This window comes from Streptomyces spongiae, from assembly GCF_009377185.1.
GTDB lineage: Bacteria > Actinomycetota > Actinomycetes > Streptomycetales > Streptomycetaceae > Streptomyces > Streptomyces spongiae.
The window spans coordinates 1-10,204 of the sequence record NZ_VJZC01000360.1 but is presented as its reverse complement, the minus strand read 5'-3'; the positions used below and the strand labels follow the sequence as shown (position 1 = coordinate 10,204).

The following is a 10,204-nucleotide window of genomic DNA, read 5'->3' as shown; positions in this document are numbered from 1 at the left end:
GCGCCGGCCGGTGTACGGCCGGCCCGGATCGGTACCGGGCCCCTACCGGATCAGTACCGTGCCGGATCAGTACAGAAAGCGGTGCAGCGGAGCCGATTCGGTCAAGAGCATCGTGACCCGGTGGGCGAGGCGCTGCCACGCGTCCTCCTGCGCGTACGTCAGCCGCACGTCCTCGCCGCCGGCCGCCTCCAGAACCGCGAAGAGGGCGGCGGTGTCCGCGTCGGGGGCGAGGTCCACCAGCGAGAGCACGCGCGCGAGCGCACCGACCAGGCCGACCGCGGTGTCCTCGGCCGGCCCCGTCGAAGGGACCGTGGCGCGCAACGCCGCGACGACGCCCGAGGGGCCGGGGAGGTCCGGCGGTGACACCAGTGCCGCGGACAGCTCACGCAGCAGCGCGTACAGCACGTCCGTGTCCCTCACGGGTATGCGGGCGATGCGCAGACCCTCGTGCTCCCAACGGCCGTTCGGCGTCCATACCCGTGGTCCCCGAGCCACCGCGTCGGTCAGTTCCGTACGGATCCGCCGGAACGCCGCGAGCCCGTCCGCGCACAGTGCGTCGTCACCGGTCCCACGGATCGATCCGGCCAAGGGCACCAGCAAGCGTTCCTCCACCCGCTCGCACTGGGCGTCGAGGTCCGGGTCGACAACGATGAGGTGAACCGACATGCGCTGCTCCTGCTGCTCCATGTCGAACAGCCTGCCAGGTGGCTCGGACAACCGATTCAGCCCTCACGGTCGCGCCCATGTGCGTTGAACTCCACCATCCGGTCGACGATGTCGGTCAGCCCGGAGTTGGTCGGGGCCCCGACCAGGGCGTGGCCGACCCGCCCGTAGTAGCCGGTGCGGCCCACGCCGCCGTCCTGATAGCTGAGTTCATGGCACCGGAAGCGCTTCTCGAAGTCCGCCCTGGTGACCGTGGTGCCGGGGAAGCGGCGCAGGTAGACGTAGGCGAAGTACTCGGTGGGCTCCTTGGCCACCAGGTGCGGGGACGGGTCCTCGCCGACTGCGAGGGCGACCACGGCGTCGTACAGGTTGACGCCGTAGGTCAGCCCGACGATCTCCGGCAGATGGGCCCCGGACAGCCGCGCCGCGCACTCTCCGAAGACCAGCGTGCCCTCCGAGTCGAACGCCTCCAGGTGGAAGACACAGTCAGGGGCGTCCAGTCCGCGCAGGGCCTCGGCGGCCAGGTCGCCGGCTCGGGCGACGAGGTCCGGGTTCTCCGTGGGGGACAGGATCTGTGAGGCCAGGACGGCTCCGTCGTGCGTGTTCATGGGGGGTTCGTGGTACCGGGCGACGGAGCTCCACAGCATGCGACCGCCGTACCAGACGCCGTCCACGTGCAACTCGTCACCAGGAACGAAGGACTCCGCCACGAGCGCCGTGTCACCCACGGCCGCATCGCGCCGCTGTTCGCCCAGGTACCGGTCGAACTCCTCCTCGGAGCACACCTTCGCCGCCCCGGCGGCCGCGAAGCCGTTGGCCGGCTTGACGACGAACGGGACGCCCAGGCGGTCCGCGAGGTCCGCCCAGCCGGTACGGGTGTCGACGTACACGCACGCCGCCCGCCCTACCGAGGGCGGCAGTGCGGTCTTCTGCAGGTACTTGTCACGGAACCGCAGGGCACGGGCGTAGTCACGGTCGCCGGGCAGCCGCAGATGGTCGCGCAGCAGCGCGGCCGTGAAGACGCCCTGTTCGTGAGCGGTGACCACCCCCGCGACGCCGACCGCCTCGGTGCTCATCACGGCGCGCAGCACTTCCTGACCGTTCTCCAGGTCACTGACGCGCCGTACCCGACGGCCGCGCAGCGCCTCCTTGTCCTTCTCCACCACGTAGAGGGGCTCCAGCCCTCTGCGCTCGATCGCTTCCGCGAGACCCGGCCGATGACCCAGGACGATCACGGTGCCCATGTGGCCCTCCGACTTTCCCTGTTCAGGTGCCGTTCCCGGTCGGCGATGGTCCGCAGGACGCCCCGCGCTATCGCGTAGGAACCCCGCTCGGTCTCCGGGTCCATCCCGCCCAGCCGGTTGTGGTGAAGGTGCAGAACGCTGCGGAAGGGGGCGGGGGCGGTGCCGAGCCGGCCCTCGGCGATCGCGCCCCGGATCAGCTGCCCGTACCGGGTGAGGCGGGGTGCCCGTCGCTCCCAGATCTCCGTCAGCCGCTCCACGCCCGGCAGGGGCGGCGGTCCGTCGGCCGGGACCGCGAGGGGGCCGAGGAGGGCGACCGCCTCACGTCGGTACCGCTGGAACACGTGGTGGCCCACGTCGGGGGGACAGGCGTCGAGCAGCCACTCCTGCCAGCCGTCCCCGACGAGCCGTGCCGCGAGGTCGAAGCAGTTCGCCGCGAGGAGGAGCTCCACCGGCACGTCCAGCAGGCCCGCGTCCCGCATCCGGAGCTGTTCGACGGCCGCCTCCGAGTCCGCGCAGAACGCTCGTTCCGCGTCCTCCATGGCCTCGGGGCCGCCGTACCGTGCCAGTTCGGGACGGTACGTGCCGATCGTCAGATCACGGATCCCGCCCGCTGCCGCGAGCCGGCCCGCCCACTCGTGCACCGCGGGCAGCAGCCGCGCGTTCAGCTCGGCCGCGGCACCGTGGAAGCGGATGCGCAGATGGGGCTCGTCGTCCTCGTAACGGACGTAGAACCAGCGGTCGGCGACTGGCGCCGCGCGATCCAGGAGCGGGGGGAGCGCGCGGGAGAGGATCTCGTCGTGCCGGTCGGAGGTCGCGTACACCTTCAGGTACAGCCAGTCGCCGCCCGGCTGGTGGGCCTTCCGGGTCCTGGCCGGATCGACGGCGGTCCGCAACGGCAGCTCCCTGCGGGCAGCCGGGTAGGACCGCTGCCGTTCCGGCAGCAGGGGCACCGCCAGCTCGCAGCTGCGCCCACCGGCCCACCCCGTTCCGTACGCGCCGCCGAGGGGTTCCTCCCGGAGGACCGTGCCCGGGTTCCGGCACAGTTCGTTCCGCAGGACGCGGAGGTCGGCGGCCGAGCGGAGGTCGAGCGGCAGCGGCTGGTCCGCGTGAACCGCCTCGATCCGGTCCGGCACCCTCCACTGCGCCCTCCACTCGTCGAGGAGGCGGCGCCACCGGGCCCAGCTCCGCGTCGGGTCGGTGAGCCGCTCGTCGGGCAGCCAGCGGGCAGGGGAGAGAACGGTGCGGCCGTATCGGATCCGGGGCAGGAAGGGAAGCCGCTCGGCGGCCGCGCCCCAGCTCCACATCGACCACCGGGGAGTGCGGCAGGCGCCGATCTGGAAGAGCAGGCGGACCGCGTCGGGGGCGGTGGTCCGCACCTCGTTGGCGTTGAACGGCAGCGGCACGATCTCCTGCCCGGTGCGCAGGGACACCACGCTCAGACGGTCCCGGTCCGCGCCGACGGCCAGGTCGTGGAGGTTCAGCACCCGCGGGTCACCGGTGTCGGCGAACGCCCCGACGACCAGCGTGCCCGGCGTGAGCGGCGGTACCTGCCCCACGTTGGCGCTGCGGGCGCGCAGGGTCGGGGCGACTAGCTGCGTCGCGGTCGCCGACGGCCAGCCGGCCGCGAGTTCGTCGACGCACGTCGTGAACGGTTCGCGAAGCTTGGGCAGCAGGTGCAGGAACCGGCCGAACATCGCGCCGGGCCTGGTGAAGTTCATCCCGGAGAGCACCAGGCGGAAATCCCCCGCCGCCAGGGCTTCCCCGGACGCCGCGAACAGCCTCGCGACCGGTTCGACGTACGATCCGGGCCCGTCCTCCGTGCCCGGGCGAGCCAGCCGCGCGGCCAGCTCCGCGTCGATCACCACCTCGTCCTCCTCCCGGGCGGCGGCACGCTGGGCCAGACCGCAGAGCAGGGTGGCGCGCGACGCCGGTTCCACCGGGTACGCCGGACCGCCGCGGCCGGACGGTGGGCCGAGACCCAGGTGGGGGTCCAGCACCTCGTGGACCGGGACCAGACCGCGCAGTCCGTACCGCTCCAGGAAGGCCGCGTGGTAGTCGGCCAGTGGACGGGACGGCGGCGGTGACAGCCGCCACGCCATCGAGGCCGCGTCGGCCAGCTCGGTCGCCACGTGGCGCGGGAGCACGATGTCGGCGTCCATCCCCAGGTCGACGTGCAGGGGCCGGTCGCTGGGACGGGCCGTCCGCATGATCCGTACGGTGCCGCGGAGCCGGGCGTACGCGGTGCCGACGGGAGCCGCGGCGTACTCGTCGAGGGCGTCGGCGACCGCCCCGAGCCGCTCCCGGGCCGGCGCGTTGCCCGTGGCGGCGAGCGTGCCCAGCACGTGTCCGAGCGGATCGGCGCTCGTGAGGGGCGGATACAGGTCGGTGAGGAGGACGTCCCGCTCGACCAGTTCTCCCAGCCGCTCCTCGACGGCGGCCCTGTTCTCGCCCGGGCACGCGGTGACCACCCGGTCCAGCAACGCCCGGAACGGGACCGGAGTCCGCGCGGCGTCCAGGGCGGCCCGCACCACTTCGGTGCGGGCGACGACCGTCTCGTGTGCGCCCTCCGGGTCCTCGTCGTCTCCGAGGACGCGGGGCACGACCAGGTGATCGCCCCGGACCCGGCACAGATCGTTGGCCACCACGCGCAGACCGGAACGCACCGCCGGATCACGGAGGAGGTCGCGCACCACCGCGACCAGCCAGGCGAGGTCGGGCCGGACGTGCTTGTGGTGGCGCGCACCGATCCGGACCCGCGTGTCGTCTCCGAACGTCACGGGGGCCACTCCGGCCATCAGCCCGAAGGGGGTCGCCCGGTGGCGCATGCGCGTCAGGTAGCGCAGTGCCGAGAGGGCACCCCGTCGCAGCTGCTTGGGCTTCACGGGTTCGCCCGCCGCCGCCTTCTCCAGCGTCTCGTCCAGGGACAGGCTCGAGACCGCGACGGCCTCCCGCGCGACGGGATCGTGGGCGACCTCCGCGAGGAAGGCCCGCAGTTGCTCGGGGTCGTCCATGTCCTCGGGCAGGCGGGGCGCCGGGGTGCCGGCCGACAGGAGGGACAACCGGGCCACGGCGAACTCGGGCTCCCGGAACACCGCCGGCATCACCGCACCACCAGCCCGAGATGGTCGGAGAAACGACGACGGACCTCATCCAGCCCCAGGTCGATACGGGGCGGCGGGAGAGCCCCCTCCGGTGCCGCGAGCACGGCGTGCACGAAGACGGGCGCCGAGCACGTGAGCCCCGAGGCCAACGCCTCACGGAAGTCCCCTATGCCGTCCGCGCAAAGGACCTCCGCATACCCGGCCGCCCGCGCGAGGGCGCAGAAGTCGACGCGCTCGGAGGGCACGTGCTGTCCTCCGGTGGACTCGTAACTGCGGTCGTCCAGCAGCAGGTGGAGCAAGGGCAGGCCGGGCAGCGCGCCGGCCGTCAGCAGGCAGCCGGGATTCATGGCGAGGCTGCCGTCGCCGTCCACGACGACCACCGGCACCGTGGAGTGCAGGGCGATGCCGATACCGATGTCGGCTGCCAGACCCATGCTGCCGGTCATGTAGAAGTGGCTGGCCCGGTCGGCGATGCCCCTGGCGATCCGGCAGGAGAAACCGGTGGTGAAGACGACCGGTTCGGCTCCGGTGGCGTCGATCACCGCCCTGATGGCCTCGGTCTTGTTCACGGGCGCCACCCGAAGAACGCCGGAGGGACCAGCAGGGCCGCCGGCCGTCGCTGCTCCACGACGAGCCTCGCGCACCGGGCGACCTGGTCGGTCAGGAGCGGCCCGTCGAGCCGCGTCGCCGGAATGCCCGATATGGCGAACACCGTCCCGGTGAGGCGGCCCATCACCTCGTTCTCGCCGGTCGAGTCCGCGTCCGTGCCCCGCATGCCGATGACGAACAGCATGGGCATCCGATAGGGGACCACCAACGACGCGATCGCGTTGACGGACTGACCGAGCCCGGAGTTCTGCATCAGCACCACCGGACTGCGTCCGGCCATCGAACTGCCGGCCGCGATGCCGACCGCGTTGTCCTCACGGACCACCGTCATCAATCCGCCCCGGGACCGCAGGAGTTCGTAGACGGGCGCGAGAATCCCGCACGGGGTTCCGAGGAACGGGGAAAACCCCTGGCCCAGGAGGGTGGTGCAGAGTTCCTGGGCACGGTCAGTGCCGACCGATACGGTCATGATCCCTTCCGTCCTTGTTGATTCCGGTGAGGAAGTCGTCCAGATGGACGTGGCGGACGCGCCCGACGCCGGGGGACTCCGCGCGGTAGTCCAGGCGGACAGGGCGCAGGTCGTCGTAGAAGTAGACGGCCTCCAGCGTCCCGTCCCGGGCTTCGGTGAGCAGGGGGTTGTCGACCAGGAAGCTCCGCACCTCGGCGGTGTCGCGGCGGACCTGGAGCCACAGCCGCTTCCCGCCGAAGTGGTTCGGAGGGAGAACCACCCGGGTCCCGAAGCGGCGCTTCAACTGGTAGGTGCCCTTGCTCAGAAATGCCTCGGTGCCCTGGAAGTCGAGGCGCCGGACACCGTTGCGGGCCGCCCAATCGATGAGGAGGAAGTACATCACCTTGAGCGCACCGGCCGCGTAGTACTCCTCCGCTCCGTCGAGGACGCCCAGGAGACGGGACGTGAGCACCTTGGACGCGGGGTCCCAGTGGCACAGGTGCCCGGCGACGCGCTCACCGTCCATCGACAGGTGGAACAGCACCCCCGACCGGAAGAGGCACTCGTACGCGGACTCCCTGCTCTCGGTACGAGCCCGCGCTCCGTAGCGCTCGAACATCGTGGCCCGGTACACGCGGTCGTAGAAGTACTCGAACCAGGCGGGATCGCGTTCCGTCCCGAAGGACCAGTCGTGCTGGCGTGACTTCTGCCGGAAGTCACGCCGGGCACCCTTGGACGCGCCGGCGTGGATCGCCTCGGGATCCCGGTCGAGGTCCAGGACGAAGTGCACCCGGACGGGCACGACCAGCGAGGCGCGCGCGGCCAGTTGCCTGGCCTTCGCGGCACTGGTTCCGACCATGACGATGTCGGCGTCGGGCACTCGTCGCGGGGACCCCAGGTCCCATCCCCTGAGAACCGCCCCGACGCGCGCGGCGGGCTCCCCCGCACCGGACTCCCGGCGCTGCTCGGTGAACTCGAGCGCGTAGGGGAGCCCTTCGGGGACTCCCGAGTACGAGATGGACACCCCGCCGACGTCCGACCGGACGGCCGGGAACCGTCCCCAGTTCCTGGTGTCCCAGGCGACGCGCACCCCGGTGAGCAGGGGATGTCCGCTGTTGCGCCACGCGTAGCCGGTGTGCAGGCGGATCCGCTGCCACGGCGGAACCCGCGACGGCAGGGGCGCCGTACCGGGCAGGTACGAGATCACGTTCTGACCCCCCGCCATGTCAGGGCGCCGTGGCCTTGAACACGAGGTCCCGCAGCGCGTCCTCGTCGTCCACCCGGTGCAGGTCCCGCAGGGGAATGCCCTCGAAGTCGGCGCGGGAGTACGCGCCGGAACCGTGGACCACGATGTCGTGCTCGGGCACGAGACCCCGGTCGATGGCGTTGAGCACGCCGGTCACGGCCATGTTGAGGGACCACTCGAGGACGGAGGCGGGGTGGGCGGGAAGCAGGAGCCCGGCATCGCCCAGACGGTCACGCACCTGCGCGTAGCGTTCGAGGCACTCCGCGAGGGACACGACGATTCCGCCCCCGCCCTGTCCGTTGATGAGGGCGTTCATACGGGGTGAGGTGGCGGGCCGCCTGGAGTAGAACGTCGTGTCCAGCACCTCGGCGGGATCGAACGTGACACCGGGGAACCGCGGATTGGCCTGCTGCGTGTAGCGGCCCGACTCCGGCTCCCGGACGTAGTCGGGTACCCGCCCGGCGTCACCGCCCTCGTACAGGCTGACCACCATGTCGGGCGCGCCCAGGTGCTGCACGAGGAAGTAGTGCGGCGGGGCTCCGTGCCGCGGGGCCCCCGGCATCCCACGGCCGTAGGCGTGTCCGAGCAGGCCGTACGCGCTGGAGACGGCATGGACGTGCAGGCGCGGGCGGTCGGCGTCCGGTGCGAAGTGCTCGGCCTCCGCCCAGGCCCGGACGACGTCACCCGCGAGGTAGTTCTCCAGCTTCAGCGTGTACCAGAGCCTGCTGTCGAGTTCCCGTTCCAGCACCCCGCGGTACCTGTTGACCGCACCGCGGGCTATCGCCTTGACCGCCTCCGGGTCCGCGCCGTCGTACACCGCGACGGGGTTCCGGGCGCGCAGGTCGGGGGAGGTGAAGAGTTCCGAGGCGCGGAGCTTGTGGACCGAGCCGGCCGGGACGACCACCACCACGTTGAGCTGGTCCGCGGTGACCAGGCCACAGCTGATCGACCGCAGCACCGCGTCCCGCAGCGCGACCGCCTTGTTGGCCGAGGACGGCGTGACGATCGTGACCCGCTGCCCCGTGTCCTGGATGAACCGGACGGCACGCGCGACGATCACCAGGGACGCGAAGGTCTTCGTCGTCATGGTCGCGGGGTTCCGGGTGAGGTCGAGCAGGGACAGGGAGCGTCCCCGGTAGTCCGGCATCGGCCGGTACGCCATGTCGGACACGGACAGATAGTCCCGGACCGCCGGTGTCAGTTCGGGGAGTTCGGCACCCGGTGAGAAGTCGGGTCCGTCGTCGGCGGCGGGGTCACCGAGCAGTGCGTGCAGAGCGGCCTGGACCTGCGGGTAGTAGCGTGCGAGGGCGTTTTCCAGAATCACTGCGTCATCACCTGTCTGATCCTGATCGAGCTGATTCTGAGCAAGCTGGTTCTGAGCAAGCTGGTTCTGAGCAAGCTGGTTCTGAGCAAGCTGGTTCTGATCGGGCTGGTTCTGATCGGGCTGGTGCTGATCAAGTCGATATGTCGATCCGAGGGCTAGGGCGCTCCCAGAAGGACGCCCGGCCAGGCGCCGTAGGGCCGTGTCACCGGTCCGATCTGGTCGGTCGGGTTGAAGCGCATGGAGCACCCGGTGGCCACGCCCGCGACACAGAAGGGCGAGACGCGTGGGTTCGCCATGACGGTGTCGGTGTTCCCGTCCTCGTCGAGGAGCGCCCGCATCGGGTGGCGTACCGGCATGACGACTTCCTGCGCCACGTAGTACTCGGACTCCACGGCCGAGGCGACGAGCCGCTCCCAGTCGGCGGCCGGGGTGCTCAACCCGAAGAACACCTCCTGCGACGAGTAGCCGGAAGCGCCCTTCAGCACGAAGTGCTCCTGTTGTTCGACCAGCAGAACGGGCAGCTCGTGGCTGCGCCCCCGCCAGTCGGCCTTCCGGTCGGCGACGATCCGGGTCCAGGGCACATGGCGCCGCACCACGTCGTGGTCCTCGCCGGACATCCAGGGGAGTCCTTCGGACAGCAGGGCCAGTACCTTCTTGGAGTCCACCAGCCGGGCGGTCTGGGACGGCAGCGCGAACAGGCCGTTTCGCGTGGCGGTCACCAGTGGGGACATGTCCCAGCCGCAGTTGTTGGCCTCCCGCTCGGCGAACTGCACGATGCCGAGCAGCCCCGCGGTGCCGGCGGTGGAGCCCATCTCGTCGAGCAGGGTGCGCAGGTCGGCGAACCGTGCCTGGACGCCCTGCTCCCGCAGAAGGCCGATCTGTGTGTCGAAGTACCGCGTGGTCTTGGCGGGATCGGCGAGACAGCCGACGAGGAGCACGGCCGGCGGGATGCCGAGCGCGGCGCAGGTGCGCTCGACGTGGCCCGCGATCAGCCCGTACAGGCTGGGAGCCGTCAGCTCCGGCTCGCCCGTCTCCCGCCGGACCTGTTGCCAGATCCTGCGCTCCAGCTCGAACTCCAGCATCGCTCCGACACCCGCGCCGACGTTGAACTCGACGAACTTGGGCCCGTCCTCGGCGACGACCACGTCGGCGCGCGAGAAGTCGATGGCGTGAGCGGCCTCGTACGCCTCGTCGGAGCCCAGCCGCGGGAGATCCGCCGGATCGGCCTTCAGCGCCGCGACACGGCCCTCGGAATCCGGGGCGAGCGCGATGACGGCCCTGCGCTGGAGCTCCAGAACCCGTTCCGTGGCCCGCATCAGTTCGCGGTACGACTCCCGGGGCACCACCATCGGCTCGAACGCACGGGGGAAGCGGGTCCTCGCGATCTCCGACAGGTCGTTCTCGAAGGTCTCGGCCAGGTGCCGAGGGGATGGGCCGCCCGTTCTCGGCGTGTACGTGCCGAACCAGGAGCCGGTGGGCGAGGAACTCATGAATGTCTGTCCCTTCCGTCATGGCGCGCACGCCAGGCAGCGAGGTACCGCGGTCAGTGGTCGAGGGCAGTAGGGGGAG

General features: G+C 71.3%; 8 protein-coding genes. All 8 read right to left on the bottom strand.

Annotated features, from left to right (window positions below):
- Nucleotides 1-66: 66 nt before the first annotated feature.
- Complete coding sequence (locus tag FNH08_RS34080; protein WP_152775390.1) at nucleotides 67-687, bottom strand: hypothetical protein; 621 nt, start codon at nucleotides 685-687, stop codon at nucleotides 67-69.
- Between the two features lie 35 nt (nucleotides 688-722).
- Nucleotides 723-1,907: an ATP-grasp domain-containing protein gene (locus tag FNH08_RS34075; RefSeq protein ID WP_152775389.1), complete on the bottom strand. Its 1,185-nt coding sequence runs from the start codon at nucleotides 1,905-1,907 to the stop codon at nucleotides 723-725.
- The gene (locus FNH08_RS34070; RefSeq protein ID WP_152775388.1) at nucleotides 1,895-5,008 is read right to left on the bottom strand and encodes a lantibiotic dehydratase; all 3,114 of its coding nucleotides are present in this window, start codon (nucleotides 5,006-5,008) and stop codon (nucleotides 1,895-1,897) included. The genes FNH08_RS34075 and FNH08_RS34070 overlap by 13 nt, the downstream gene beginning before the upstream one ends.
- Entirely contained in the window at nucleotides 5,008-5,577 is a 570-nt protein-coding gene (locus FNH08_RS34065) for a thiamine pyrophosphate-dependent enzyme (protein WP_152775387.1), read from the bottom strand. The genes FNH08_RS34070 and FNH08_RS34065 overlap by 1 nt, the downstream gene beginning before the upstream one ends.
- The gene (locus FNH08_RS34060; RefSeq protein WP_152775386.1) at nucleotides 5,574-6,086 is read right to left on the bottom strand and encodes a thiamine pyrophosphate-binding protein; all 513 of its coding nucleotides are present in this window, start codon (nucleotides 6,084-6,086) and stop codon (nucleotides 5,574-5,576) included. The genes FNH08_RS34065 and FNH08_RS34060 overlap by 4 nt, the downstream gene beginning before the upstream one ends.
- Nucleotides 6,064-7,290, bottom strand: a complete 1,227-nt coding sequence (locus tag FNH08_RS34055; protein ID WP_152775385.1) for a GNAT family N-acetyltransferase — start codon at nucleotides 7,288-7,290, stop codon at nucleotides 6,064-6,066. The genes FNH08_RS34060 and FNH08_RS34055 overlap by 23 nt, the downstream gene beginning before the upstream one ends.
- 1 nt (nucleotide 7,291) lies before the next feature.
- A complete protein-coding gene (locus tag FNH08_RS34050; RefSeq protein WP_152775384.1) occupies nucleotides 7,292-8,635 on the bottom strand; it encodes a DUF6002 family protein in 1,344 nt (447 codons plus the stop codon).
- A gap of 155 nt (nucleotides 8,636-8,790) precedes the next feature.
- Nucleotides 8,791-10,125 carry a hypothetical protein gene (locus tag FNH08_RS34045; RefSeq protein ID WP_152775383.1) on the bottom strand — a complete coding sequence of 445 codons (1,335 nt, stop codon included), beginning with the start codon at nucleotides 10,123-10,125 and terminating at the stop codon, nucleotides 8,791-8,793.
- Nucleotides 10,126-10,204 lie beyond the last annotated feature (79 nt).

What these genes read in the sequence shown, in the direction of transcription:
- FNH08_RS34080 (WP_152775390.1), bottom strand. Translation starts at nt 687, where the DNA reads ATGGAGCAGCAGGAGCAGCGCATGTCGGTTCACCTCATCGTTGTCGAC.
- FNH08_RS34075 (WP_152775389.1), bottom strand. Translation starts at nt 1,907, where the DNA reads ATGGGCACCGTGATCGTCCTGGGTCATCGGCCGGGTCTCGCGGAAGCG.
- FNH08_RS34070 (WP_152775388.1), bottom strand. Translation starts at nt 5,008, where the DNA reads ATGCCGGCGGTGTTCCGGGAGCCCGAGTTCGCCGTGGCCCGGTTGTCC.
- FNH08_RS34060 (WP_152775386.1), bottom strand. Translation starts at nt 6,086, where the DNA reads ATGACCGTATCGGTCGGCACTGACCGTGCCCAGGAACTCTGCACCACC.
- FNH08_RS34055 (WP_152775385.1), bottom strand. Translation starts at nt 7,290, where the DNA reads ATGGCGGGGGGTCAGAACGTGATCTCGTACCTGCCCGGTACGGCGCCC.
- FNH08_RS34045 (WP_152775383.1), bottom strand. Translation starts at nt 10,125, where the DNA reads ATGAGTTCCTCGCCCACCGGCTCCTGGTTCGGCACGTACACGCCGAGA.